Origin of the sequence: Duganella rivi, from assembly GCF_009857435.1 — a bacterium.
GTDB lineage: Bacteria > Pseudomonadota > Gammaproteobacteria > Burkholderiales > Burkholderiaceae_D > Rugamonas > Rugamonas rivi.
In genome coordinates this window covers 1-26,095 of sequence record NZ_WWCK01000002.1, presented here as the reverse complement: position 1 = coordinate 26,095, position 26,095 = coordinate 1, and the positions used below count along the sequence as shown (strand labels likewise).

Here is a 26,095-nt window from a genome sequence, read left to right as displayed (position 1 = left end):
CAGCCTTATTCCGGCAGGATCTCGACCACGGCCGCGTAAGTCGCGCGGCGCGCAGGCATTTGCGGCGGCTGGCCCGGCACTTGCGGCGCCGCTGCCGGCCAGCTGCTGCTGACCATGTACGCGCCGGCTGCCGGCAGCACAAACGTCAGTTCGCCGTTGGCGTCGGTGCTCTTGCGGATTTCGCCCAGCGTGCCACGGAACTTCACGCCGCCCGGAATCAGGCTCACGCCTTGATTCGCGGCTGGCTTGCCGTCCAGCAGGAAGCGGAAGGTGGCCTTCTCGCCCGCGCGCAGTTCGGTCGGATGGGTGACCGGCACCAGCTCCAGTCCCTTACCGGTCGGCTTCAGCACTTCCTTGCTTGCATCGCCATTCGACACGAAGGTTTCCAAGCGGCTGTCGGTACGCGACAGTTTCACCTCGGTGGCGTCCGCCGGTACATCCTTGGCCAGCGACTCCTCGGTGCCGCGGAAGCGCTTCACATTGCCTTCCTTGTCCTTGTAGCTGCCGAACACGCTTTGCGACACCAGCGCGATTTTGTAGGTGCCGGTCTTCACCAGTTTCAGGTCGAAGGTGCTGCGCAGCTTGCCGTTGTTGGCGTTCTCCATGGCCACCTTGGCGCCGTCCGGGCCGGTGACTTCAATGCCGTCCAGCTTCAGCGGCTGGTGATCGATATCGAACAGGCCTTCCGAGATGGCGGCGTCCACGGTCACCCAGGCGTTGCCGTCGCGGCCCGCTTCCACTTGGCTCGACGATGGCAGCAGCCATGGCTTGTGCGCGTGCGCGCTCAGCGACACCATCGACAAACCAGCCAGCGCCAGCGCCACTACAGTTTTATTCAGTTTCGACATATCCCCGTCCGTTCTTATGGTTTGACTTGCACGACAACTGCGCCCAGTTCTTCCTTGCCCTGGCCGTTCACGCTGGCAGCCGATTTTGGCGGCCATGCCAGTGGCACTTTCACCACTTCGCGGCCACCGGCTTCGCGCGAGGCTTCCACCAGCACGGTGTATTGGCCGGCCGGCAGATTGTCCAGCGCGCCTTTCGGGGCGTTCAAGGTGATTTCGCCCGGCGCCTTGGTTGCGCCCGACACGCCGTCCATCGGCATGCTCAGCTCGCGGCCGGTCTTGCGCCACCACTGGCGCATGTCTTTCAGCCACTTGGTGCCGGCGTTGTCCTTCTTCTTGGTGTCGTACAGCACGGCGATGTTGGCCACCACTTTCTGGTCGGCGTTCTCCAGCCACGCGGCGATGTACGGACGGTGGTACTCGGCCACGTTCAGTTGCGGCACGTCGAGTTTCAGGGCGAGGTCGGCAGCCATGGCCGAAGCACTGGCAAGTGGCAGACTAAGCGCGATGGAGTAGCGTAATTTCATGGAAGTCCTGTCGTGAGATTAGTGAATAAACAGCAGTGCAATTACTACGGGAATCAGTACACCCAGGCCCACCATCGGCCAAGTGAACGGCCGGTTGGCCGCGTGGAATTTCAAGATCAGTAAGCCGGTGATGCAGAACACCAGGCAGGCCACGGCAAAGATGTCGATGAACCAGTTCCACGCCGCGCCGGTGTTGCGGCCCTTGTGGACGTCGTTCAGCCACGAGATCCAGCCGCGGTCGGTATTTTCAAATTCGGTCGCGCCATCTTCCAGCCCGATGCGCACCCACGCATCGCCGCCGGCCTTGGGCATCGGCAGGTACACTTCATCGACCGACCATTCAGCAGCGCGGCCGCCCGGCTGCACCTTGAAGGTCTGTTCCAGCCATGCTTCAGCCTTGGCCGGCAGCGGCTCCTTGGCGCCGTCGTGCTGCTCTGCGTAGGCGCGCAATTCAGCGGTCAGCGCTTGCGGCGCCTGCGCCTGCTGGCGCACGATGTGCGGCTTGGCCTCGATCTGCGAGGCGTGGTTCAAGGTGATGCCGGTGATCGCAAACAGGAACATGCCGAGCAGGCACATGGCCGAGCTGATCCAATGCCACTGGTGCAAATGCTTGAGCCAGACGGCGCGGCTGGCATTGCGGGCGGAGCTGGCGCTTTGTACGCTCACGGATCTTCCTTCGATGAAAAACATAAATGATAATGATTATCATTTGAAGAGTCAATCCAACTTGTGTATCTATTATGTAAAGTCGCAGGCGAAAAAAAACCGCAGGCGCATGGCCCGCGGTTGCGATTGGACTACTTGTGGATGGTCAAGACTTGGAACGGCTACCACCCGAGCTACCGCCTGAGCCACCGCTGCTGCTGCCCGAGCCGCCGCGCGAACCGCTGCCGCCACGGCTGTTGTCACCGGTGTCCTCATCCTCATCGTCTTTGGTGCTGCCCGAGCTGCCGGCGCTGCCTTTATTGCCGCCGCCAGTGCTGCCGCGCGAACCGCTATCCGACGAGGTGCTCTGGCTGCTGCGCCCCGCATCGTTTTTGTGGCTCATGCTGCCAGCGCGGCGCGCCTCTTCCGAGGTAAACTCGTGCGCCGTGCCTTTTTCATGCGCGGCGCGGCCGCCTTCAGCAGCAATTTCGCGCTGCTGTTCTGGATCCATGGAAGCGAAACCGCGTTTGCTGGTGTCGCCGCTTTGTTTGTTGCCGGATTTCTCGTCTTGCTTGTTGCCTTTGTCGCTGGTTGCCATGATGATCTCCTCGTTAAAGACTGCCCTGCTTGCAGCGCAGGAGTAGTCATCCTAGTGCACCGTCCGGGCACACGATGTAGGACGTGTGCAGTAAGCAGTGTAGGAGAACAGCATCAAGGAATTTCCAGCACCGTCTCGCCGCTGGTGACGAAAACCCGCTCTCCCGGCTCAGGCTGCACCGCATGGCCGCCGGTGAAAGCGCCGAACGACGGCAGCACCAGCCGCCCCGGTGCCAGCAGAAAGCACGGCAGACGCACCGTCTCCCAACCTGCGCGCAGGTGGTACACCGGGTGAAGATGTCCGGCCAGCACCACGCTGCCACTCACCGGTTGCGGATGATGGCAGCATGCAAACGGCCCGCGCTGATACGGCTCATCCACACTCAGCATACCCAGTGCAGCGGGAGGATCGCCGGCATGCGCGTCGTGATTACCGCGCACCAAGGTCAGCTGCACTTGCGGCCAGCGCGCGCGCCATGCCTGCATCGCCGTCAGCGTGGCCGGCGCGCGCGCCGTGCGCGAATGCAGGAAGTCGCCGAGGAACAGGATTTCCCGCACCGGGTAAAGCCCCAGCAGCGCATCGAGCGCGGCCAGGTTGGCGCCGGTGGTGCCGGCCGGCACCGGCACGCCCAACGCGCGGAACGCGGCCGCCTTGCCGAAATGAATATCGGCCACCACCAGCACTTGCTCGCTCGGCCAGTACACGGCCTTCTGCGGCAGCAGGAGCAATGCCTCGCCGGCCACTGTGATCGTCAAGCTCATGGGCCTGCCGCCCGTTCCAGCTGGCGTACCAGGCGCGACACGCGATCCGACAGTTTTTCGGTGCTGAGTTTTTCGCGGAAACGCTCCACCATCAAGGCAAAGCCGAACGGCGTGGCGCGCTTAATCGCGTGGAAACGCACCGTGCGTGCCTGCAAGTCCAGCAAGGTGGCGCGCAGGCGTCCCAGTTCCAGCTCTTGCTCCAGCACCTCGCGCTGCGCCTGCGTCAGCAGCAGGTTGCCAGCGTCGTGCTTGCTGAACACGGCAAAGAACAACGACGACGATGCCTGCAACTGGCGCGCACTCCTGCCTTGTCCAGGATAACCCTGGAACACCAGCCCGGCGATGCGGGCAATTTCGCGGAAGCGGCGCTGCGCCATTTCGCTGGCGTTCAGGCTGGCGAGCACGTCTTCCAGCAAGTGCTCCGTGCTGAGCAGACCGATGTCGGCGCCGGTGCCGGCGTCGAGCAGCGCTCCCCAGTCCAGCGGCTGCGCTGACAGCAGCTCCAGTCCGTAATCGTTGATCGCCATCGAAAACGTCGCCGGCTGCTGGCGGCCGACCCGGTAGGCCAGCAACGCCGCCAGTCCCAGGTGCACCGAGCGGCCAGCAAACGGAAACATGAACAGATGCCAGCCTTCGCGGCTGTGCATGGCTTCGATCACCGTGTCCTGCGCCGTCGGCAGCGACGACCAGCGCTGCTGGATCGCCAGCAGCGGCTTGAGCGCCTGCATTTCCGGCCCCTCGTAGCGTCCGGCCTGGGCCAGCGCCAGTTGCGCCAGCGCCGCGTGCGCCAATTCCGACGACAGCGGCATGCGCCCGCCTTGCCAGCGCGGCACCGCGCCCCGCGCGCCCGTTGCGCGCCTTACGTAGGCAGTCATTTCGTGCAAACGCACGAACTCGAGGATGCGGCCGGCAAACAGGAAATGGTCGCCCTTGCGCAGCCGCGCAATAAACGATTCCTCAACGCTGCCCAGCCGCCCGCCGCTGACGTACTTCACCTGCAAGGAAGCGTCGGCAACAATGGTGCCGATGCCCATCCGGTGGCGCCGCCCCAGCGCCACATCCGGCACCCGGTAGACGCCTTCATCATCCGGCAACACGCGGCGGTATTCGGGATACGCCTCCAGCGTCTGGCCGCCGCGCGCGACGAAATCGAGCGCCCATTGCCATTCTTCGTCGCTGAGCTCGCGGTAAGACCAGGCGCTGCGCACTTCCGCCAGCAACTCCGGCGCGCGAAAGCCACCGCCCAGCGCGATGGTCACCAGATGCTGCACCAGCACGTCGAGCGGCTTGTGCGGCACTGGCCGCGCCTCGATGTCGCGCGCCGCCACGGCCTGAATCGCGCCAGCCGCCTCCAGCAATTCCAGGCTTTGCGTCGGCACCAGCGTCAAGCGCGACACCCGGCCCGGCGCGTGGCCGCTGCGCCCGGCCCGCTGCAGCAGCCGCGCAATCCCCTTGGCGCTGCCGATTTGCAGCACGCGTTCCACCGGCAGGAAATCGACGCCGAGGTCGAGGCTGGAAGTGCACACCACCGCTTTCAACTGCCCTTGTTTCAGCCCCAGTTCCACCCACTCGCGCACCTCCTTGTCCAGCGAACCATGATGCAGCGCGATCAGCCCAGCCCAGTCCGGTCGCGCTTCCAGCAAATGCTGATACCAGAGCTCGGCTTGCGAACGGGTGTTGGTGAACACCAGCGTGGTGCTGTGGCGCTCGATTTCGTCGATCACCGGCGCCAGCATGTGGACGCCCAAGTGTCCGCCCCACGGAAAACGCGACGGCGCGGCCGGGATCAGCGTATCGATCAGCAGCGGCTTGGCGACGTGGCCTTCGACGATCACGCCGTCCGGCATCAATGCCTGGCGGGCGCACTCAAGGTTGCCGAGGGTGGCGGACAGGCCCCACACCAGCAGCCCCGGCTGCCAGCGCCGCAAGCGCGCCAGCGCCAGCTGGGTTTGCACGCCGCGCTTGTTGCCCATCAGTTCGTGCCATTCGTCGATGATTACCATCTGCAAATGACGGAAGCGCTCGGCGGCATCGGCATGGCTGAGCAGCAGGGTCAGGCTTTCCGGCGTGGTGATCAGGGCGTCCGGCAGACGCTTGTTCTGGCGCGCGCGCTGCGCGGAGCTGGTGTCGCCGCTGCGCACTTCCACCTGCCAGTCGGGCGCGGCCTCCTGTAGCGCGCGCAAGGTATCGGCGGCCAGTGCCCGCATCGGCGTGATCCACAATATGCGCAGACCAGCTGGCGAACGTACCGTGGCGGCGCGCTCCAGCGCGGCAAACCAGACGGCGTAGGTCTTGCCGGCGCCGGTGCTCGCATGCAGCAAACCCGAGCGCCCCGCCGCTGCAGCATCCCACACTTCGCGCTGAAACGGAAACACCGTCCAGCCGCGCGCGGCAAACCACTGCTCGCCGTTCATGCTGCCGCCAGCAGGCTTTTCAGCGACGCCAGCGTGTCGGCCTGCTCGATCGATTTATCCGGGCGCTGCCGCAAGATGCGCGGAAAGCGCACCGCCACGCCGGACTTGTGGCGCGGCGAACTGGCAATGCCTTCAAAGCCGATCTCAAACACCATGCTCGGCGTGACGCTGCGCACGGGGCCGAATTTTTCGATGGTGGTCTTGCGGATCGCCTGGTCGACTTTGGCAATCTCGGCATCGGTCAGGCCGGAATACGCCTTGGCAAACGGCACCAGATTGCGCTGTTCGTCCCATACGGCAAAGGTGTAATCGGTGTACAGCGAGGCGCGCCGGCCGTGCCCGGCCTGAGCGTAAATCAGCACCGCATCCACGCTGTAGGGATCGATCTTCCATTTCCACCAGGTGCCGGCATTTTTGGTGCGGCCGACGCCGTACTGGGCGTCGCGCGCTTTCAGCATCATGCCTTCCACCCCACGCGCGCGCGACTCGGTGCGGATCTGGGCCAGCTGCGCCCAGCTATCGGCCTTAATCAGCGGCGCCAGACGCAAGTGCGGCGAGCCCGGCATGCTACCGATCAGTTGCGTGAGCAAGCGGCGCCGCTCAGCCTGGGGCGCCGCGCGCAGATCGCGTCCATCCAGTTCCAGCAAGTCATAGACCACCATCACCGCCGGCAGTTCGCCCAGCAGGCGCGCCGAGACCTGCTTGCGGCCCATGCGCTTTTGCAGGTCGGAAAACGGGGCCGGCGCGGCACCGCCGTGCCAGATCAGGATTTCGCCGTCCAGCACCACGCCCTCCGGCAGGCGCAACGCCGCCAGCTCGGGGAAGCGCTCGGTGATCAATTCCTCGCCGCGCGACCACAGCCAGGTTTGCCCGTCGCGCCGCACCAGCTGGGCGCGCATGCCGTCATACTTCCATTCGACTTGCCAGTCGCCCAGCGCGCCCAGCGTGGAGGGCTCGCGTTCCAGCGGGTGGGCCAGGAAAAACGGATAGGGCTGGCCGCCGCGCTCGGCTTGCTCTTGCGCCGTGTGCGCAGCGATCAATTGCTGATAACCGGCCGCCGTCGGGCTGACGCTGCCATCGGTCCAGCCCATCAGACGCTGGGCGATCAGTTTGCTGTCCAGACCGGCGATGGCGCTCAGCGCACGCGTCACCAACAGGCGCGAGACGCCAACCCGGAAACCGCCGCCTATCAGCTTGGTCAGCAAAAACCGTTCGCGCGCTTCGAGCTGATCCCAATAGCTGAACAGTGCAGCGCGCACCGCTTCCGGCGCCGCGCCGCGCAATGGCGCGATACCGAGCTCAATCCAGTCGGCCAACCCGATCTCGCTCGGATGGCGCGGCGGCGGCAGGATCAGGGCAATCGTTTCAGCCAGGTCGCCAACGGCTTGATAGCACTCATCAAACAGCCACTCGTCGAGACCGGCATACTCGGTGGCGTATAAGCGCAGCAGCTTGGTCGGCACGGCTTGGCGCGGCTTGCCGCCCGCCAGGAAATAGACCGCCCACGCCGCGTCTTGCGGTGCGGCGCTGGCAAAATAGGCCTGCAAGGCCGCCAGCTTGCGGTTGGTGGCCGTGGTCTCGTCGAGGGCGGCGTAAAGGCGGGCGAACTCACGCATCGCGGCCACCTTCGGCGCTGGTTGCCAGCGATAAGGAGGCAGCGGCAGGAGCGGCGTCCTCCGCCTCGTCGTCGCCGTACTCGGTGTCGAAGCCGCTCGCTTGCAAGCCTTGCTGCTGCAGCCAGCGCACCAGGACCGCAATCGAACCGTGGGTGACAATCACGCGCGCGGCGCCGGTGGCGGTAATCGCTGACAGCAAACCCGGCCAGTCTGCGTGGTCGGACAGCACAAAGCCGCGATCAACGCCCCGGCGCCGGCGCGCGCCGCGCAACTGCATCCAGCCGCTGGCAAACGCATCGCTGTAGTCGCCGAAGCGCTTGATCCATGGCGAGCCGGCCGCTGACGGCGGCGCCAGCACCAGCGCACTGCCAAGCTCGCTCTTGGCGACCTGGTCAACCATCAGCGTCGGCGGCAGCCACACGCCTTCTTCACGGTAGACCTGGTTGAGGTTTTGCACCGCGCCATGGCAGACAATCGGGCCGATGCCGGAGTCCAGTCCACTGAGCATGCGCTGCGCCTTGCCGAAGCTGTAGCCGAGCAGCACGCTGGTGCGCTGCTGCGCCGCATTGGCAGCCCACCAAGCATTGATGTCGTCCTCAATCTCCTGCTGCGGCCGCCACTGATAAATCGGCAAGCCAAAGGTCGACTCGGTGATGAAGGTATCGCAACGCACCGGTTCAAACGGCGTGCAGGTGCGATCCGGCTCGACCTTGTAGTCGCCAGACGCCACCCACACTTCGCCGCGGTATTCCATCCGCACTTGCGCCGAGCCCAGCACGTGGCCAGCCGGATGCAGCGACACCGTCACGCCGTTGTGCAGCACCCGCTCGCCGTAGGCCAGGCCGGTAATATCGACCTGGCCGAGCCGCGAGCGCAACACATTGACGCCCTCGGCGGCGGTCAGATAATGCTGATGGCCACCGCGCGCATGATCGCCGTGCCCATGGGTAATTACCGCGCGCTCGACCGGACGCCACGGGTCGATATAAAAATCGCCGGGTACACAATACAGGCCCTCACGGCGGACGATCACCATATCTGCGGACATAAACGGCTTTCAAATGACGATAGCCGATGATACCTCCGCGCCGCATTACGCTCTGTCAGGCAACGCACTAATTTCTGTGGTCACATGGGGTCAATCAGCTCTGCCATAAAGTAAACATTGTCACTTTCCTCACAATCAAAGCGCAGCCTGTCTTCCCCGAGGGTAAGCAGCAGCTCAATGTCGATGGCTGGCGGCGGCATGGCCTTGGCCGTTTTAGGCGGGGCGCTAACGGCGCGCTTTCTTTTGGTGCTCATGTCTTCCTCCCCATGGCAGGACTGGTGTGCTCACCAGAGTAATCCCTGCGCCGCGCCCGCGCTATAGGAGACTGCTTACAAAAGGGGTAGGAACACGTCGCGATTTGTTGGGATGCGCTACCATATAGCCCTTCGCATATTTACCGCACAGCACATCATGACCTTCACCATCAGCGACACCGTCTACGGCACCGACAGTGCCGATGCCAAAAATGCCATGTACAACGACCTGCGCCCGCAACTGCAAGGCCTGGTTCACGGCGAATCCGACCTGATCGCCAACACCGCCAATTTCAGCTCGCTGGTGTTCAACAGCATGCCCGGCCTGAACTGGGCCGGTTTCTACTTCCTCAAAGGCGACGAACTGGTTCTCGGCCCGTTCCAGGGCAAACCGGCTTGCATCCGCATCAAGAAAGGCCGCGGCGTCTGCGGCACCACCGTGGTGGAAGGCAAATCCATCGTTGTGCCAGATGTGCACGCCTTCCCCGGCCACATCGCTTGCGACGTCAACTCGCGTTCGGAACTGGTGGTGCCGGTGCGCGGCCCGGACGGCGCCATCGTCGGCGTGTTCGACCTGGATAGCCCGCTGCCGAACCGCTTCGACCAAACCGACGCCGACGGCATCGAGTCGCTGGTCAAAGTGCTGGAAGCGACGCTGTAATTTAGTTGGACGAGGCGCGCGCCAGCAGCAGTTGGCGTTCGCGCAGATTTTGCGTCAGCGACGCGGCGCGCTCGAATTCCGCGCGCGCTTCATCGTGCCGTCCCAGCTTGGCGAGCAAGTCGCCGCGCACGCTGGGCAGCAGATGGTAGTTCTTCAGGGCCGGCGCATCGAGCAGGCTATCCACCACCTCCAGTCCCGCTTGCGGCCCGTAGGCCATCGACAGCGCGACAGCACGGTTCAATTCCACGATCGGCGATGGCGACAACTGCGCCAGTGCGTCATACAGCGCCGCGATGCGCGCCCAATCGGTATCCTCGGCACGCCGCGCGCGTGCATGGCAAGCCGCGATGGCCGCTTGCAGCGCATACGGCCCGAAGCCGCGCTCCGTGTGCTCGGCGCGCGCCAGCGCGGCCAGGCCGCGCCGTATCAGCAGTTGATCCCAGCGCGTGCGATCCTGCTCCAGCAGCAGGATCGGCTCGCCCTTCGGCCCCACGCGAGCGCGGGCGCGCGACGACTGGATTTCCATCAGCGCCACCAGTCCATGCACCTCCGGCTCATCCGGCTGCAACTCAGCCAGGATCCGGCCCAGCCGCAGCGCCTCCTCGCACAGCGCGGGACGCATCCAATCCTCGCCGGCGCTGGCCGAGTAGCCTTCGTTGTAAATCAGGTAGATCACTTGCAGCACCGAGGCCAGGCGCTCGCCCAGTTCATGCGCGCGTGGCGCTTCAAACGGCACCCTGGCTTCCGACAGCGTGCGCTTGGCGCGCACGATGCGCTGCGCCACCGTCTTCTCCGGCACCAGGAAGGCACGCGCGATTTCGTCGGTACTCAAGCCGCCCAACATGCGCAAGGTCAGCGCCACGCGGCCATCGGTCGGCAGCACCGGGTGACAGGCGACAAACACCAGCCGCAGCAAATCATCGCCGATATCATTTTCCAGCGCATCGATGACGGCGGCCTCCAGATCCGGCGCCGCATCCTGTAGCTGATGATCGATCTCGTAGCTGATGGCCGCTTCTTTTTCCGCATGCATGGCGCGGTGGCGCAGCACGTCGAGTGCGCGATTCTTGGCGACAGTGGTCAGCCAGGCGGCCGGCTGCTCCGGCACACCGCTTTCCGGCCAGCGCTCCAGCGCCTGCACCAGGGCATCCTGCGCCAGCTCTTCGGCCTGGCCGACATCGCGCAGCATGCGCGCCAGCGTAGCGATAATCCTGGCGGACTCCATCCGCCAAACCGCTTCGACGATTTTGTGTACGTCAGCCGCCACGGGCTGCTTTGCTGAAGGCGTTGCGCAAGCCCGCCTCCAGCAGTTCGGCACGCATGCGCGCCTCGGCGGCGACCATCTCCGGTGTGAACTCGGTGTGCGACACACGTTCGCACGCCTCGCGCACTTCCAGCGTGAGGTCGCCCGGTTGCGGATACGGATAAGCCTTGGCCCAGGCAATCGCCTGCTCCATCGACGCCGCTTGCAGCATCCAGTAGCCGGCAATCAGTTCCTTCACCTCGGTGAACGGGCCGTCCACCACGGTGGTCTTGGAATTGGCGTAGTGAACACGTGCCGCGCCGGTGGTGCCTTTCAAGCCTTCACCGGCCAGCAGCACGCCTTGCTGCACGCCGCTTTCATTATGCTGGTTCATCACATCGATGACTTCCGGCGGCGGCACCGCATCCGATTCGCTGTCCGCGTCCGACCGCAGGAACACCACGTAGCGCGTAAGCTCCTCCTTGCGCTGCGGGATGGTGCCGGCGGCCGTGCCGCGTTCATCGAAGCCGACGCAGTTGCCGGGGCAGCCAGCGTCGCGGATTTCATAGACTGCACCGCTGTCGAACAAGGGCCACCACCGTACCTGCTCGATGATGTCCTCGCGCGACTCCGCCTCCAGCAGCACGAAGCCGGCCACCAGCTCCTTGGGCGGGAACGGGCCGCGCACCTCGCTCCATTCGCCCTCGCGGCGCAGCAGCCGCACCGCCTGCGCGCTGGGGCGCAGGAAAGTACCTGGCTCCAGCGCGGGTGGTTGTATGCCTCGTTCCGTACTCTGATTGGCGCGGCGCAGTACCATGAATTCCATTACATCGTGCTCCAAGCTATACCAGGCATAAAGGTATCACAAGCGGGCGCGCAAAGCCTCTTCCTGCGCCACTACTTCCGGTGTTGCCGCATCACCGAAGTCGCTCATTTCAAACACCTGGCGGATTTCGATTTCCGACGGGCCGTCGAACGGATTCGGACAGCGCTTCATCCACTCGATAGCTTCTTCCCTGGATTTCACCTGAATCAGCCAGAAACCGGCGATCAACTCCTTGGTCTCGGCAAACGGGCCGTCGATCACGGTGCGGCTGGCGCCGTCGTAGCGGATGCGCGCGCCCTTGGAACTCGGATGCAAGCCTTCGCCCGCCAGCAGCACGCCAGCGTTGACCAGCTCCTCGTTGAACTTGCCCATGGCCGTCAGCAACTCGGTACTCGGCATCTTGCCCGCTTCCGAGTCGGCAGTCGCTTTTACGATAATCATGAAACGCATGGAAGCCTCCTTATTGGCAGTCGGATGGCGGCACTTGCTGCTTCATCGCCTCCATCATTTCTTCCGGCGTCAGATCCTTGATGTGGGTGGCAATCGACCAGTGATGGCCGAATGGATCGGTGACCTGCGCATAGCGGTCGCCCCAGAACATGTCGGCCGGCGGCATGCGCACCGAGGCGCCGGCGTCCACCGCTTGCTTGAATGCGGCGTCGGTATCGACCACGTACAGGTGCAGCGTGACCGGGCTGCCTTTCAGCGCCTTCGGGCCCAGGCCGCCGTATTCCGGGAAATCGTCGGCCAGCATAATCACCGAGTCGCCGATCTTGATCCCGGCGTGCATTACGCGGTTATTCGGGCCGGGCAGGCGCATCAACTCGGTGGCGTTGAAGGCTTTTTTATAAAACTCGATGGCGTCGGCTGCGCCCTCGCAGATCAGGTGCGGGGTGACGGTGTGCATGTCTTGTGGAATCGGCTCTACTTTTGCATTCATGACGGTCTCCTTTGGGTGATTGAACGGGTAACTCTATACCTACGACGAAGCAGCACGACAAAAATCGACAGGTTTTTTGAATTTTTTTAGATTTTTTTAAATATCATGAAAAAAGTGGTTTTGACGCCCGGCTGGCTGTCCACGGTGATACTCCCGCCATGCAGGGCCATGATGGCGCGGACGATGGACAGGCCCAGGCCTGCACCGGCGGTACGGGCCGGATCGGCGCGGTAGTAGCGGTCAAAAATATGCGGCAAATGCTCGGGCGCGATGCCGGGGCCGGTGTTGCTGACCGCCAATTCCACGCCATCATCCAGCGCGCGCGCCGATACCCGCACCGCGCCGCCGGCCGGCGTGTGGCGGATCGCGTTCGACAGCACGTTGCTGACGGCGCGCTGCAACAGCATCGGATCGATCTCGGCTCGCAGCGGCGGCGCATCCACGCTCAGTTGCACGCCCACGTCCTCCGCCAGCATCTCGAAATAGTCGTGAATGCGCTGCAACTCCACTTGCACGTCCAGCGATTCGCGCTGCAAGGCCAGTTGGGCGTTGTCCACGCGGGCGAGGAACAGCGTGTTGTCGATCATGCGCGCCAGCCGCTCGTATTCTTCCAGGTTGGAGGCCAGCAGTTGCTGGTACTCCTCCGCCGAACGTGTATTCGATAGCGCGACCTGCGTTTCCAGCATCAGCGTATTGAGCGGGGTACGCATATCATGCGCCAGATCGGCGGCAAAGCCGGACAGGCGCTGCACGCCATCTTCCAATCGATTCAGCATGGCGTTGAACGCCTCGCCCATTTCGCGCAATTCAATCGGCGCATCCTGCACCGACAAGCGCGTGTTCATGCGGCTGGTGCTGATGTCATTGGCCTTGGCGATCACGCTGCGCAGCCGGCGCATGCTGTGGCGCACCACCGCGTAGCCGAGCAAGGTCGCCAGCAGTGCGCCGCCGCATAGCGCCATCAGCAAATCCACCGCGTAGGCGCGCAGTAGTTTAAGCCGGTCGGAGCGCTCGCGCGCCAGCGTCACTTGTACCGGATCCACGCCGCCCACGGTTGCCGTCGCGCGCACCATACGGCCGATGCCCACGGCGGGCTGCCAGTCGTGGATATCATCAAGAGTCAGCGGCCGCCCGGCGGGCACGCTATCCACGTGCGGCAGCGGGCGTGACGTGACCGAGGTTTGCACCAGCGCCTTGCCATCTGGCGCGTTCACCTTGAGCATAAAGTCATTGTGGCCGAACAGCGTGTCGGTCAGCGGCTTGCTGTCCTGCGCTATGGCAGCCAGCGACGGCAGCTCCGCCAGGATATGGCGGATCTGATCCACCTTGGCGATCAGCTCAACGTCGTCGCGATGCGCCATTTGCCGTTGCAGCGTGGCGTACAAGTAGGCGCCGACGGCGAGGAAGGACGCCACCGACACCGCCGACAGCAGCAGCGCCACGCGCAGCGTCAGCGACAGCGGGCGGCGCATCAGGAGCGCTCCTCCAGCAGATAGCCCATGCCGCGCACCGTCTGCACCAGCTTAAGCGGGAACGGATCGTCCACCTTGGCGCGCAGGCGGCGGATCGCCACGTCCACCACGTTGGTGTCCGAATCAAAATTCATATCCCAGACCATGGAGGCGATCTGGGTGCGCGACAGCACCTCGCCCTGGCGCTTGGCCAGCAGGTGCAGCAGCGCGAACTCCTTGGCCGTGAGATCGATGCGCTGGCCGCCGCGCGTCACGCGCCGCCGCAGCACATCGATTTCCAGGTCGGCCACGCGGATCACTTCCGCCTCGCGCACCGGCCCGCGCCGCATCAGCGTCTTGATGCGGGCCAGCAGTTCGGCAAAGGCAAACGGCTTGACCAGGTAATCGTCCGCGCCCAGTTCCAGCCCTTTGACGCGGTCGACCACATCGTCGCGCGCGGTCAGGAACAGCACCGGCGTTTCCTTGCGTTCGCGCAGGCGGCTGATCACCGTCCAGCCATCCATCTGCGGCAGCATCACGTCCAGCACGATCAATTCGTAATCGTGTTCCAGCGCCAGCGCGAGGCCGTCGACGCCATTGCGCGCCAGATCCGCCACGTAGCCGGATTCGTGCAGGCCCTTGACCAGATAGTCGCCTGCCTTCGGTTCGTCTTCAACAATCAGTATTTTCATGATGCGCTCATTGTCGGCTTTTTAGCTGGCCGCAGGGATTACAAATCTGTCATCTGGACGTCATCTTCTTGTCAGTGCCCGCTCCTTAGACTGGCTACATCTTCACTCAACCACGAAAGGAAGCATCATGTTTAAAGCACTGCGCACCACCATTATCGCTACCGCCATTGCCGCTGCGGCTATATCCGCCGGCGCCGCTTACGCCTCGGTCAATCCGCAGCCGCAGTTCGGCATGGCCAGCGCCGCCGCCAACGCCGACCGCCAGATCACCATCAACGCCGATACCAAGTGGGTCAACGTCAACAACGGCGACACTGTCACCTTCGACATCAACGGCAAGCGCTTCACCTGGCATTTTGACACGTTGCACAGCGAAGAAGCCTTCGACCTGTCGAAAATCGCGCCGGAAGGCATCAACACCGGCATGGTGACCGTCTACGTCGCCAGCAACCCGCTGTACCGCGGCTAAGCCAATGCGCCCGGCGATCATCGCCTGCCTCGCCATCCTGCCGCTGATGGCGGCAGGGGCGCAAGCGCAGGAACACCATCACCACGGCGGCGCGGACAGCATGGCCGCGCCGCCGCCCCCCTTCGTCGCCAGCAGCACCAAGCCATTCAGCGCGCTGATGGACGACGCCATGGCCGTCATGGACGCAGGCATGCAGCAAGCGCCCATGAACGGCATCGCGGAGCACGACTTTGTCACCATGATGATGCCCCACCATCAGGGCGCTGTCGATATGGCCAAAGCCGTGCTGCTGCACACGCAGGATCCAGAGATCCGCAACCTGGCGCTGGGCATCATCGCCGAGCAGCAGAACGAGATCAACGTCATGCAGGCCTGGCTGCAACGCCACTCTTCCAAGGAGACCACCAAATGAAACAACTCGCACTGGCTGCGGGCGCGGCACTGTGCTGCGCCTGCGCCGTCGCCGCCACCTCGCCGCTGGATCGTGTTTATACGGCGGATCAGAATACCAACACCATCTCCGTCTTCAGCCCCGCCAGCAACACGCTGCTGGGCCAGATCAAGCTGGGAAATGCACGGCCGGATGTGCTGTCGCCGCTGTACCGTGGCGAGATCAATGTCCATGGCCTTGGCTTCTCGCCGGATCACAAGACCCTGATCGCCATTTCCAACGGCTCCAACTCGGTGACGTTTATCGACACCGCCACCAACAAGGTCAAAGGCAAGACCTATATCGGCCGCTCGCCGCACGAGGGCTTCTTTACCGCTGACGGCAAAGAGGTCTGGGTAGTGGTGCGCGGCGAGGACTATATCTCGGTCATCGATCCGGTCACGTTCAAGGAGACGCGCCGCATCCAGACCGACCTTGGCCCGGGCATGGTGCAGTTCCACCCGGATGGCAAGCTGGCGTTTGCCGTTTCCAGCTTTACGCCGACGGTTGACATTATCGATGTCGCTACGCATACCATCATCAAGCGCATCAGCGTGGTCAGCCCGTTCTCGCCCTTCCTGCAGTTCACGCCCGACTTCAGCGAAATCTGGATGACGCATAAGGATGTGGGCAAGGTCACGCGCATCAGCACCAAGACGCTGGAAGTCACCGGCGTGATCGACACCGGCTTTATCACCAACCATCTGGCCTTTGCCAAGGTGGGCGGCGAGGTGCGCGCCTACGTGACGGTGGGCGGCGAGAATGCGGTCAAGGTCTACAGCACCGGTAAGGAAGCCAGGCTGCTGGCGACCATCGCCAGCGGCGCGCTGCCGCACGGCGCGTGGACGTCGGACGATAATACGCGCGTCTACATCGGCCTGGAAAACGGCGACGGTGTGCAGGTGATCGATACCGCCACCAATAAAATCGTCGCTACCATGGGCGGCGGGCAAGCGCCGCAAGCGCTGGTCTACCTGTCCAACGTGGCGGCCAGCGCCGACGACCGCGCCAACCTGGCGCCGCGCGTGAATCAGGATGCGCACAACATCCAGCTCAAGCCAAGCGGCACCGGCGGCAAGGGCTTCATGGTGGTGCGTAACCTCGGCGTGGTGGATGCCATCGAAGCCTTCCTGTACCAGCTGAAGCCGGATACGCAGTACGACATCTACATCAGCAGTCAGGCCGCACCGATCGGCAGCTTCCGCACCAACGCCATGGGCATGGCCAATGGCACCATGATCGGCCCGGTGCGCGCGGCGGCAGCCAACGATAATGCCGCCAGCCCCGCCACCATTTCGGTGAAGGAAGCTGGCGGCGGCGCGGTGCTGGTTGGTGCTCCTTAACCCGCACTGCCATGTGGGGTCTGACCCCGTACGGGGTCAGACCCCTAAGTGGTACGGCTGGCGTATCGCTTAAGGTTGCGGGGTTTTATTTGGCGGCTTCGAGAATCAATGCGGTAATTTCGTCGGCGTGAGAAATCATCGACAAATGGCTCGATGGCAGTTCGATGGTTGTTGCCCCCATGCGCTTGGCCAGGAAGCGCTCCAGTTCCGGCGAGGTGGTGCGGTCGTTGGTCGACACCGCGTAGTAGGTCGGCTTGACCTTCCACGCGGCCTGCGTGGTGCGGCCGCTGAACAGGGTCTGCGAAATGCGGCCTTGGCCTGCATACAGCACGCGCGCCTGGGCCGGATCCAGATCGCCGGCGAAATCGCGCACAAACGCTTCTTCGCTCAACTGCGCGAAACCGTCCGGGGTCTTGACCAGGCCCTTGCTGGCTGGCGGCGCCGGGAACTTGGCGGCCAGCGCGGTGTAATCCTCGCCCGCATCCGGCGCGCGCGCCGCCACGTAGACCAAGGCCTTCACTTTCGGATCGGTGCCGGTTTCGCTAATCACGGTGCCGGCCCACGAGTGGCCGACCAAAATCGTCGGGCCATCCTGCTGCGCCAGCGCGCGGCGGGTGGCTTCGGCGTCGTCGGCCAGCGAGGTCAGCGGGTTCTGCACCGAGGTCACGTGCTTGCCGGCTTTCTGCAAGCGAGCGATCACTTCATTCCAGCCCGAGCCATCGGCGTACGCGCCATGGACTAAAACGATATTATTGACAGCTGCCGAAGCAGCACCGGAAAAGACCGCCGCGAATACGCCGGCAAGTAACAGCTTGTTCATGATGATTTCCTTGTGGGTTGATGATGTGCCCAGTATAGAAACCGCCCGCTGACCGCAACATGACGCGCGGATTACAAACAGATTACAGCCGCGCCGATACACCTTGATACATGCCAGAAACAATTCTTAAGTCAGCCATAACCATTAACCAGATAGAATAATTCACTAATGTAGCATTCCTCGCGCCGCGACTCCGCCGCAACCTGTCTCAGGGAGTAACCTTTGTTAATTGATATCGTCCGTGTGGCGCTTCGGCGCCCCTATACATTTGTGGTCATGGCCTTGCTGCTGCTGATCGCCGGCCCGTTGGCGGCGCTGCGCACGCCGACCGACATCTTCCCCGACATTAAGATCCCGGTGATCGCGGTGGCGTGGCAGTACACCGGCCAGCCGCCCGACCAGATGGCCGGCCGCATCTCGACCCAGTTCCAGCGCGCGCTGACCACCACGGTCAACGACATTGAACACATCGAGGCCAACAACTACACCGGCGTCAGCATCGTCAAGATCTTCTTCCAGCCGGGCGTCAACGTGGCGGTGGCCAACGCGCAGGTGACGGCGATCTCGCAGTCGCTGCTTAAGCAAATGCCAGCCGGTATTACCCCGCCGCTGATCCTGAACTACAACGCCGCCACCGTGCCGATCTTGCAGGTAGCCTTGTCCGGCAAGGGCTTGTCCGAACAGCAGCTGTCCGACCTTGGCACCAACACGGTGCGTACGCCGCTGGTCAGCGTGCCGGGCGCGGCGATCCCGCTGCCGTACGGCGGCAAGCAGCGCCAGGTGCAGATCGACGTCGATCCAGCCTTGCTGCAAGCACGCGGCCTGTCGGCGCAAGACATCGCCAACGCATTGGCGGCGCAAAACGTGCTGACCCCGGTCGGCACACAGAAAATCGATACGCTTGAATACACCATCCAATTGAACAGCGCACCGTCGGCAATTGCCGATCTGGCGCGCCTGCCCGTGAAAGTGGTCAACGGCGCCACCATCTACCTTGGCGATATCGCCAACGTCCACGACGGCAACGCGCCGCAAACCAATGTGGTGCACGTGGACGGCAGCCGTTCGGTGCTGATGTCGGTGCTGAAAAACGGCTCGGCCTCCACGCTGGACATCGTCGACGGCATCCGCGCCAAGATCGACACGCTGAAAGCCGGCTGGCCGGACGCCCTGAAAGTTACGCCGATCAACGACCAATCCGTGTTTGTGCGCGCCGCCATTAAAGGCGTGGCCTCCGAAGGCGTGATCGCCGCTGCGCTGACCAGCTTGATGATTCTGCTGTTCCTCGGCAGCTGGCGCTCGACCATCATCATTGCGGTGTCGATCCCGCTGTCGATTCTCGGCTCCATCATCGCCTTGTCGGCGATCGGCGAATCGCTCAACCTGATGACGCTGGGCGGCCTGGCGCTGGCAGTCGGCATCCTGGTCGACGATGCCACCGTGACCATTGAAAACATCAACTGGCACCTTGAGCACGGCAAGCCGGTGGAAACCGCGATCCTCGACGGCGCGGCGCAGATCACCACGCCAGCCTTCGTGTCGCTGCTGTGTATCTGTATCGTATTCGTGCCGATGTTCTTCCTGGACGGCGTGTCGCGCTTCCTGTTCGTGCCGATGGCCGAAGCGGTGATCTTCGCCATGATCTGCTCGTTCATCCTGTCGCGTACCCTGGTGCCGACCATGGCCAACTACCTGCTGAAACCGCACGACACCGGCGAGGGCCATGCCCATGGCCACGGCGGCCACGGCACGCCTGCGCCGTCGGGCAATCCGCTGGTGCGTTTCCAGCGCGCTTTCGAAGCCCGCTTCGAGCGCCTGCGCGCCGGCTACTCGGGCATCCTGGAATCGGCCGTTGCTAACCGCCGCAAGTTCATCATCGGCTTCATGCTGGTGGTGCTGGCGTCGTTCTCGATGGTGCCGTTCCTGGGCAGTAACTTCTTCCCGTCGGTGGACTCGGGCCAGGTGCTGATCCACGTGCGCGTGCCGGTCGGCACCCGTATCGAGGAAACCGCGGCGCGCTTTGCCCGCATCGAGCAAGCGATCCGGCGCGTGATTCCGGCCGAGGAAATCGTCACCCTGACCGACAACATCGGCATGCCGGCCAGCTCGATCAACGTCACCTACAACAACACCGGCATGATGGGCACGCAGGACGGCGACTTCCAGATCGCCCTCAGCGAGGAACACCAGCCGACCGCCGAGTACGTGCGCAAGCTGCGCAAGGTGCTGCCGGAAGAATTCCCGGACACCACCTTCTCGTTCCCGCCGGCCGACATCGTCTCGCAGATTCTGAACTTCGGTTCGCCCGCGCCGATTGACGTACAGATTCGCGGCGCCAAGATCGGCGACAACTACGTCTACGCCGAGAAGCTGCTGAAACGCCTGCGCGCCATTCCGGGCGTGGCCGATGCGCGCATCCAGCAATCGAACAAGGCGCCGGTGTTTAACGTTGACGTAGACCGCACCCAGGCGCAGCAACTGGGCCTGACCACGCGCGACATCACCAACAGCATGGTGGTCAACCTGGCCGGTTCCTCGCAGGTGGCGCCGACCTTCTGGCTCAATCCAGCCAACGGCGTCAGCTACCCGATCGTGATGCAAACGCCGCAGCCGCAACTGGACTCACTGTCGGCATTGGCCAATCTGCCGGTCGGTAACGGCGCGACCACCGGCACCGCAACGCTGGGCGGCGTGGCGCGCTTCGAGCGCAGCACCGCGTCGGCGCTGATCAGCCAGTACGACATCCAGCCGATGGTGCAGATCTACGCCACCACGCAAGACCGCGACCTCGGCGCCGTCGCCAAGGACATCAACAAGGTGCTGGAAGAAACCAAGGCCGAGCTGCCGAAAGGCTCGACCGTGCAGATGCTGGGCCAAGTGAAAACCATGGATCGCGCCTTTGCCGGCCTGCTGTTTGGCCTGCTCGGCGCGGTGGTACTGATCTACCTGCTGATCGTGGTGAACTTCCAGTCGTGGCTCGATCCAGCGGTGATCGTGTCGGCGCTGCCCGCCGCGCTGGCCGGCATCGTCTGGATGCTGTTTGCCACCAACACGACCTTGTCGGTGCCGGCGCTGACCGGTGCCATCATGTGCATGGGTGTGGCTACCGCCAACTCGGTGCTGGTGATTTCCTTCGCCCGCGAACGCCTCGATGAATTGGGCGATGCGACTGCCGCTGCGCTGGAGGCCGGCTCCGTGCGCTTCCGTCCGGTGCTGATGACCGCCCTGTCCATGATCATCGGCATGCTGCCGATGGCGCTGGGCCTCGGCGACGGCGGCGAACAAAATGCGCCGCTGGGCCGCGCCGTGATCGGCGGCCTGATCTTCGCGACTACCGCTACCCTGCTGTTCGTGCCGGTCGTGTTCAGCCTCGTGCACAAGAAACACGCGCCTAAAACCAAGTCCAACGACCAACCTCTTCCTGGAGCACCTGCTCATGCCATCTAATACCATTCGCAAGGGCCACAAACCGCTGGCCGTAGGACTCATCGTCATTGCCGTCGCGCTGGTCGCGGCCGGTGTGATGAGCCGCCGTTCGCTCGCCGGACAAATCAAGGAAGCCAGCACGCCGGTGATTCCGGTGGTGAGCGTACTGGCCGCCGGCCAGGCGACCGGCGCCTCGCTGGAACTGCCGGCCCGCATCGAACCATGGGCGCGCGCGCCGATCTACGCCCGCGTCAGCGGCTACCTGAAAAACTGGAATGTCGACATCGGCGCGCCGGTGAAATCGGGCCAGACGCTGGCCGATATCGAAACCCCGGATCTCGACCAGCAACTGCTGCAAGCGAAAGCCGAACTGGCCACCGCGCGCAGCAACCTGACGCTGGCCAGCAGCACCGCCAAGCGCTGGCAAGGCTTGCTGGCGGCGGACGCCGTCTCGCATCAAGAGGCCGATGAGAAAGCCGGCGATCTGGCAGCCAAGCAATCGGCCGTCAACGCCATGCAAGCCAACGTCGACCGCGTGCAGGCGCTGCAGCGCTACACACGCCTGGTGGCGCCGTTTGACGGTGTAGTCACTGCGCGCAACACCGATGTCGGCGCGCTGATTAACGTCGGCGGCGCCGTCGGCAGCGAGTTGTTCGTGGTGTCCGACATCAGCCGCTTGCGCGTCTACGTCAACGTGCCGCAGCGCCAGGTGGCTGCCATCAAGGTCGGCGACAAGGCCGAGTTGAGCGTGCCTGAACGTCCGGGCAAGACCTTCACCGCCACCGTGCAATCGCTGTCGCAGGCCATCAACGCCAGCTCCGGCGCCATGCTGGTGCAGCTGACCGTGCAAAACGATAACCGCGAACTGCTGCCGGGCGGCTACGCGTCGATTCACTTCGACTCGCCGCTGAGCAGCAATGCGCTGAGCATCCCGCCGAGCGCGCTGATCTTCAACAAGGCCGGCACCCAAGTGGCAACGCTGGGCAAGGACAACCGCGTGGTGCTCAAGCAGATTACCGTCAGCCGCGACCTGGGCAATGTGCTCGAAGTCTCGTCCGGCATCGACCGCAATGACCAGGTCATCGCCAATCCGCCGGACGGCGTGGCCACCGGCGACGTGGTGCGCGTGGCCGCCGCCAACAACGCAAAGGCCAAGCTGTGAAGATCCTTTACGCTACTACCCTGGCACTGGCCCTTGCCGCTTGCGCGCAAGCGCCGGTGCAGCAGCCGCCGGCAGTGCCGATGGCTGACAGCTTCCGCGAGATTCCCGCCGGCTGGGCCGACGCCAACGCCAAAGCGCCGCTGCTGCCGGCCGAATGGTGGACCATGTACCAGGATCCGCAGTTGAATCAGCTGGAACAGCAGCTGATCGCCAACAGCCCGGACTTGGCCAGCGCCCTCGCCCGCTACAAGCAGGCGCAAGCCGCCACCGGCGTGCTGCGCGCGGCCGAATCGCCAACGCTGGGCGCCTCGCTGAACGGCCAGCGCATCCGCCAGTCCGACCTCAAGCCGCTGCGCGGCGCGACCTCGCCGTCGGAGTACAACAGCGGCACGCTGCAATTCGACCTTGGCTACGAAGTAGACCTGTGGGGCCGCATCAGCAAGCAAGTGAGCGCCGGCGTGGCGCAGGAACGCGCCGCCAATGCCGACCTGGCTGCGGCGCGCTTGTCGCTGCAAATCCAGTTGGCCGACACGCTGCTGGCCCTGCGCGGCGCCGATGCCGACATCAAGCTGCTGCGCGACACCGAGGCCGCCTACCAACGCCAAGCCGATCTCGTAACCCAGCGCCACGACGGCGGCACCGCCTCCGGCCTGGATCTCGCCCGCGCGCAAACCCAACTGGAATCGACGCGCTCCCTGCTGCGCCAGCGCCAGGCGCAGCGCAGCGTGCAGGAACACGCGATTGCGGCGCTGGTGGGCGCCAGCGCTTCCAGCTTCAAAGTCGAAACGACCGACGCCAGCTTCACCACGCCGGCGCTGCCGGTCGGCGTGCCGTCGCTGCTGCTGCAACGCCGTCCCGACATCGCCGCCGCTGCGCTGCGCGTGGCGGCCGCCAGCGACCAGGTTGGCGTGGCGCGCACGGCGCTATTCCCTTCGCTGAACCTGGGTACCAGCGCCGGCCTGCAAAGCAGCGACTTTGGCCGCTTTGCGCAAGCGTCCAACCTGTTCTGGGCAGTCGGCCCGACCTTGGCTGTGAGCCTGCTCGACGGCGGCCGCCGCAAAGCGCAAATCGCCGGTGCGGAAGCGGTGCTGGACGAAGCCGGCCAGCGCTACCGCTCGGTGGTGCTGACCGCCTTCCAGCAAGTGGAAGACCAGCTCGCCCTGCTCAACAACTACGACGAGGCGGCCAGGTTCGACCACCAGGCCGCAGAAGCGGCGGGCCGCGCACTCGACCTGGCCAAGAAGCGCTACGACCAGGGCGCCGCCAGCTATCTCGAAGTAGTGACCGCGCAAACGGCCTACCTGCAATCGCGCCGCAGCGAACTTGACCTGTCCACGCGCTACCGCCAGGCCGGCGTGCAGCTGGTGAAAGCCATCGGCGGCGGCTGGTCAGCGGTACAGGCAGAGCCGGCCACATAGCGCTACAATGGAAAGGTCTGCGTTGATTAATGAAGGAGCATGTGATGGGTGACAAAGCAATCAAGATCGACATCGGCCTTTCCGACGAAAGCCGCGCCACTATCGCAGCAGGCCTGTCCGGCCTGCTCGCCGATAGCTACACGCTGTACCTGATGACCCACAACTTCCACTGGAACGTGAAGGGGCCGATGTTCAACTCCCTGCACCAGATGTTTATGACCCAGTACACCGAGCAGTGGGCGGCGCTGGATCAGATCGCCGAACGCATCCGCGCGCTGGGCTACCCGGCGCCGGGCACCTACGCCCAGTTCGTCAAGCTGGCGACCATCAAGGAAATCGAAGGCGTGCCGGCGGCGCTGGACATGGTGCGTCACCTGGTGGCGGCGCAGGAAGCGACGGCCCGCACCGCGCGCAAGCTGCTGCCGGTAGTGGACGAAGCCGACGATCAGCCAACCGCCGACTTGCTCACGCAACGTCTCGACGTCCACGAAAAAACCGCGTGGATGCTGCGTAGCCTGCTGGAAGAGTAATCAAGCGTCCGCATTGCGATACATGCGGCATTCGGCGGCCAGCGCCAGCAGATTGGGATCACGCTCGCGGTTTTTCGCAAACAGCAGCGTGACCCGCTGGCAACTGGCGTAACGTGCCGCCAGCGGCAACAGCTGCATGCGCGGGCTGAAATCAGCCACGCGTCCCGGTAACAGGCTGTAGCCCAAGCCGCCGCTCACCAGGTTAATCAGCGAGAAAATGTCGCCGACCGAGACGGCGATGTCGGGCTGGTATCCGGCCACCGCAAAGGCGTGGTCGAAGCTGTCCGCTGTGGCAAAGCCATCGGCCAGCCGCACAAATTTTTCCCCGCGCAGTTCTTCCAGATCGATGCTATCCCTTCCGGCATAGGCCGAAGGTATCGCTGCGGCCAGATACAGGTCATCATCAAACAGCGGCACCGCCTGCAGATCCGCATGCTGGAAATCCGGCGGCAGGCCGACCACGGCGGCGTCCAGGCGGCCATCGGTCAAGCCCTGGAATAGCTCGCGGTTGGAACCCATGGTCAGGTCAATGTGCAGATCCGGCTTGCGCAGGCTCAGCCCGGTCATCAGGCGCGGGATGCAGCGCAGCGTCAGCGAATACAGCGAGCCCATTTTCAGGCGGTCGGCAGCGAAACCGGCCACTTCGCGCGCCTTGCGCACGCCCTTGTCGACTTCGCCCAAAGCACGCTGCGCATAATTGGCAAACGCAAAAGCGGCCGGCAGCGGCACCAGGTTGCGGCCCTCGCGCTTGAACAGCGGGCAGCGCAAGCCCTCCTCCAGCGAATGCAGCGAGCGGTGCACGCTGACCACGCTCTGTCCCAGCATTTCGGACGCGCGTGCGAGGTTGTTGACCTCCATGAAGGTCAACAGCACTTCCAGCTTCTTCAGCGTGATCACGTCGTCGATCATCATGATGTGGGAATCATAGCGCTTTCATTACTCTGAGAGTAAACATCCGCCACTGAACTGCATTGTTTGTGGTATCGCCAACGCATACGCTGGTATCACCTTCTTCACTGACCGAGAGAACGTCATGAAATGGTTGCTGATCTCCCTCATGGCCTTGACCGCCAACGCATGCGCCACAACCCTGCGCACCGCCGCCCAAACCGAGGCGGAACCGAAGTTTATCGCCGGTGATCACTACGGCGAACCGGTCGTTCAAGGCTTGTGCATTGATATTTTTCGCGCCATCGAGAAAACCGATAGCGGCTTGCTATTCAGCGGTGACCAAGGCTGGAGCCCGTCGGCGCGGATCGACGCCAACCTCAACGCCGGCCTGCTCGATGTCGCCTGCGGCATGACCAAAACAGCGGAGCGGCAGGATCGGCAGCTGCTGGAACCGGCCCTGTTCAGCTTGCAGTACGTGCTGTTGGCGCGCGCTGACGATACAGTGGCCGTATCGCGCTGGCAGGACATCATCCAGATGGGAGGCGAAAACGTGGTGCTGTCGGTGAATGGCACCGGCCCGAGCCGCCAACTCAGCACCATACCAGCGCTAAGGGTGGACGCCGGCTCGGCCAGTGTGCGGCAAAATCTTCACAAGCTGATGATCGGGCGCGGGCGGTTTTTCTACTACCGCTCGCCCGCCAACCATCCGCTGATCCGCGAATACTGCGCACATCGCCAAATCCGCGTGCTGCCCGGCGTGATGCGGCAGGCGCAGGCTTATATGCTGGTCGGCCCACACGTGCCGCCTGCCATCCAGCAGCGCCTGTCGGCGGCGCTGCGCAAGCTGAAAGACAGCGGCGAGCTCGATCACCTGGCGAAAAAATGGCAGGTCGCCGGCAGCGGCGAGTTCTGCCAGCTTTAATCGCAGCGCCTTAGAACTCTTCCCACTCGTCGTTGCGGTCGGCCGCCGGCGCCTTGGGCGCGGGCCGCGCTGCGGCGGGACGTGCAGCTGGCTTGGCTGCGGGACGGGCGGCCGGCTTGGCGGCTGGTTTGGCGGCCAGCTTCAGCGCCGGCTGTGCTGCCGG

The 26,095-nt window shown here is 64.0% G+C and carries 26 protein-coding genes; 9 read left to right on the top strand and 17 right to left on the bottom strand.

Going from position 1 to position 26,095, the window contains the following annotated elements; translation table 11 throughout:
• Positions 1-5 precede the first annotated feature (5 nt).
• From GTP45_RS04705 to GTP45_RS04665, 9 genes are all read right to left on the bottom strand, one after another.
• Positions 6-848, bottom strand: a complete 843-nt coding sequence (locus tag GTP45_RS04705; protein ID WP_161012748.1) for a DUF4198 domain-containing protein — start codon at positions 846-848, stop codon at positions 6-8.
• Between the two features lie 14 nt (positions 849-862).
• Complete coding sequence (locus GTP45_RS04700; RefSeq protein ID WP_161012747.1) at positions 863-1,372, bottom strand: DUF2271 domain-containing protein; 510 nt, start codon at positions 1,370-1,372, stop codon at positions 863-865.
• An 18-nt stretch (positions 1,373-1,390) separates the two neighbouring features.
• A complete protein-coding gene (locus GTP45_RS04695; RefSeq protein WP_161012746.1) occupies positions 1,391-2,038 on the bottom strand; it encodes a PepSY-associated TM helix domain-containing protein in 648 nt (215 codons plus the stop codon).
• A gap of 145 nt (positions 2,039-2,183) precedes the next feature.
• The gene (locus GTP45_RS04690; protein ID WP_161012745.1) at positions 2,184-2,615 is read right to left on the bottom strand and encodes a KGG domain-containing protein; all 432 of its coding nucleotides are present in this window, start codon (positions 2,613-2,615) and stop codon (positions 2,184-2,186) included.
• A 113-nt stretch (positions 2,616-2,728) separates the two neighbouring features.
• The gene (gene pdeM / locus GTP45_RS04685; RefSeq protein ID WP_161012744.1) at positions 2,729-3,376 is read right to left on the bottom strand and encodes a ligase-associated DNA damage response endonuclease PdeM; all 648 of its coding nucleotides are present in this window, start codon (positions 3,374-3,376) and stop codon (positions 2,729-2,731) included.
• Positions 3,373-5,790: a ligase-associated DNA damage response DEXH box helicase gene (locus GTP45_RS04680; protein WP_161012743.1), complete on the bottom strand. Its 2,418-nt coding sequence runs from the start codon at positions 5,788-5,790 to the stop codon at positions 3,373-3,375. Before GTP45_RS04680 ends, pdeM begins: the two co-directional genes overlap by 4 nt.
• Complete coding sequence (locus tag GTP45_RS04675; protein ID WP_161012742.1) at positions 5,787-7,406, bottom strand: ATP-dependent DNA ligase; 1,620 nt, start codon at positions 7,404-7,406, stop codon at positions 5,787-5,789. The genes GTP45_RS04680 and GTP45_RS04675 overlap by 4 nt, the downstream gene beginning before the upstream one ends.
• Positions 7,399-8,454, bottom strand: a complete 1,056-nt coding sequence (locus GTP45_RS04670) for a ligase-associated DNA damage response exonuclease (RefSeq protein ID WP_161012741.1) — start codon at positions 8,452-8,454, stop codon at positions 7,399-7,401. Before GTP45_RS04670 ends, GTP45_RS04675 begins: the two co-directional genes overlap by 8 nt.
• Before the next feature lie 80 nt (positions 8,455-8,534).
• Positions 8,535-8,708 carry a hypothetical protein gene (locus tag GTP45_RS04665; RefSeq protein ID WP_161012740.1) on the bottom strand — a complete coding sequence of 58 codons (174 nt, stop codon included), beginning with the start codon at positions 8,706-8,708 and terminating at the stop codon, positions 8,535-8,537.
• 157 nt (positions 8,709-8,865) lie between these two features.
• On the opposite strand from GTP45_RS04665, the gene msrC reads away from it, so the two are divergent.
• On the top strand, positions 8,866-9,369 hold the full coding sequence (gene msrC, locus GTP45_RS04660; protein ID WP_161012739.1) for a free L-methionine (R)-S-oxide reductase MsrC: 504 nt from the start codon (positions 8,866-8,868) through the stop codon (positions 9,367-9,369).
• A gap of 1 nt (position 9,370) precedes the next feature.
• Here msrC and GTP45_RS04655 read toward each other — a convergent pair whose 3' ends face one another.
• The 6 genes from GTP45_RS04655 to GTP45_RS04630 all read right to left on the bottom strand — a co-directional run bounded on the left by GTP45_RS04655 (position 9,371) and on the right by GTP45_RS04630 (position 14,521).
• Positions 9,371-10,594: an RNA polymerase sigma factor gene (locus GTP45_RS04655; RefSeq protein WP_161013430.1), complete on the bottom strand. Its 1,224-nt coding sequence runs from the start codon at positions 10,592-10,594 to the stop codon at positions 9,371-9,373.
• Between the two features lie 31 nt (positions 10,595-10,625).
• Positions 10,626-11,438, bottom strand: coding sequence for a YciI family protein (locus tag GTP45_RS04650; RefSeq protein ID WP_161012738.1), 813 nt, complete (start codon positions 11,436-11,438; stop codon positions 10,626-10,628).
• Between the two features lie 36 nt (positions 11,439-11,474).
• Positions 11,475-11,888 carry a YciI family protein gene (locus tag GTP45_RS04645; RefSeq protein ID WP_161012737.1) on the bottom strand — a complete coding sequence of 138 codons (414 nt, stop codon included), beginning with the start codon at positions 11,886-11,888 and terminating at the stop codon, positions 11,475-11,477.
• A 10-nt stretch (positions 11,889-11,898) separates the two neighbouring features.
• Positions 11,899-12,378: a VOC family protein gene (locus tag GTP45_RS04640; RefSeq protein WP_161012736.1), complete on the bottom strand. Its 480-nt coding sequence runs from the start codon at positions 12,376-12,378 to the stop codon at positions 11,899-11,901.
• A gap of 86 nt (positions 12,379-12,464) precedes the next feature.
• Positions 12,465-13,850 (bottom strand): heavy metal sensor histidine kinase, encoded by a 1,386-nt coding sequence (locus tag GTP45_RS04635; RefSeq protein WP_161012735.1) that lies wholly within the window; start codon positions 13,848-13,850, stop codon positions 12,465-12,467.
• On the bottom strand, positions 13,850-14,521 hold the full coding sequence (locus GTP45_RS04630) for a heavy metal response regulator transcription factor (protein ID WP_161012734.1): 672 nt from the start codon (positions 14,519-14,521) through the stop codon (positions 13,850-13,852). Before GTP45_RS04630 ends, GTP45_RS04635 begins: the two co-directional genes overlap by 1 nt.
• Positions 14,522-14,648: 127 nt before the next feature.
• Here GTP45_RS04630 and GTP45_RS04625 point away from each other — a divergent pair, with 127 nt between their 5' ends.
• From GTP45_RS04625 to GTP45_RS04615, 3 genes are read left to right on the top strand one after another with little or no spacing between them, the layout of a single operon-like run.
• A complete protein-coding gene (locus GTP45_RS04625; protein WP_161012733.1) occupies positions 14,649-14,990 on the top strand; it encodes a CzcE family metal-binding protein in 342 nt (113 codons plus the stop codon).
• A gap of 4 nt (positions 14,991-14,994) precedes the next feature.
• Positions 14,995-15,402, top strand: coding sequence for a DUF305 domain-containing protein (locus GTP45_RS04620; protein WP_161012732.1), 408 nt, complete (start codon positions 14,995-14,997; stop codon positions 15,400-15,402).
• A complete protein-coding gene (locus GTP45_RS04615; RefSeq protein ID WP_161012731.1) occupies positions 15,399-16,763 on the top strand; it encodes a YncE family protein in 1,365 nt (454 codons plus the stop codon). The genes GTP45_RS04620 and GTP45_RS04615 overlap by 4 nt, the downstream gene beginning before the upstream one ends.
• 85 nt (positions 16,764-16,848) lie before the next feature.
• Here GTP45_RS04615 and GTP45_RS04610 read toward each other — a convergent pair whose 3' ends face one another.
• Positions 16,849-17,583: an alpha/beta fold hydrolase gene (locus GTP45_RS04610; RefSeq protein ID WP_161012730.1), complete on the bottom strand. Its 735-nt coding sequence runs from the start codon at positions 17,581-17,583 to the stop codon at positions 16,849-16,851.
• Between the two features lie 222 nt (positions 17,584-17,805).
• Here GTP45_RS04610 and GTP45_RS04605 point away from each other — a divergent pair, with 222 nt between their 5' ends.
• The 4 genes from GTP45_RS04605 to GTP45_RS04590 are packed head-to-tail and all read left to right on the top strand — an operon-like array spanning position 17,806 to position 24,119.
• Positions 17,806-21,030: an efflux RND transporter permease subunit gene (locus GTP45_RS04605; RefSeq protein WP_161012729.1), complete on the top strand. Its 3,225-nt coding sequence runs from the start codon at positions 17,806-17,808 to the stop codon at positions 21,028-21,030.
• Entirely contained in the window at positions 21,020-22,171 is a 1,152-nt protein-coding gene (locus GTP45_RS04600) for an efflux RND transporter periplasmic adaptor subunit (protein ID WP_161012728.1), read from the top strand. The genes GTP45_RS04605 and GTP45_RS04600 overlap by 11 nt, the downstream gene beginning before the upstream one ends.
• Positions 22,168-23,589, top strand: a complete 1,422-nt coding sequence (locus GTP45_RS04595; RefSeq protein ID WP_161012727.1) for an efflux transporter outer membrane subunit — start codon at positions 22,168-22,170, stop codon at positions 23,587-23,589. The genes GTP45_RS04600 and GTP45_RS04595 overlap by 4 nt, the downstream gene beginning before the upstream one ends.
• 44 nt (positions 23,590-23,633) lie before the next feature.
• Positions 23,634-24,119, top strand: a complete 486-nt coding sequence (locus GTP45_RS04590) for a Dps family protein (protein WP_161012726.1) — start codon at positions 23,634-23,636, stop codon at positions 24,117-24,119.
• Here GTP45_RS04590 and GTP45_RS04585 read toward each other — a convergent pair whose 3' ends face one another.
• Positions 24,120-25,031: a LysR family transcriptional regulator gene (locus GTP45_RS04585; RefSeq protein ID WP_161012725.1), complete on the bottom strand. Its 912-nt coding sequence runs from the start codon at positions 25,029-25,031 to the stop codon at positions 24,120-24,122. It abuts the gene before it with no gap.
• Between the two features lie 121 nt (positions 25,032-25,152).
• On the opposite strand from GTP45_RS04585, the gene GTP45_RS04580 reads away from it, so the two are divergent.
• A complete protein-coding gene (locus GTP45_RS04580) occupies positions 25,153-25,932 on the top strand; it encodes a substrate-binding periplasmic protein (RefSeq protein WP_161012724.1) in 780 nt (259 codons plus the stop codon).
• The last annotated feature ends 163 nt before the right edge of the window (positions 25,933-26,095 follow it).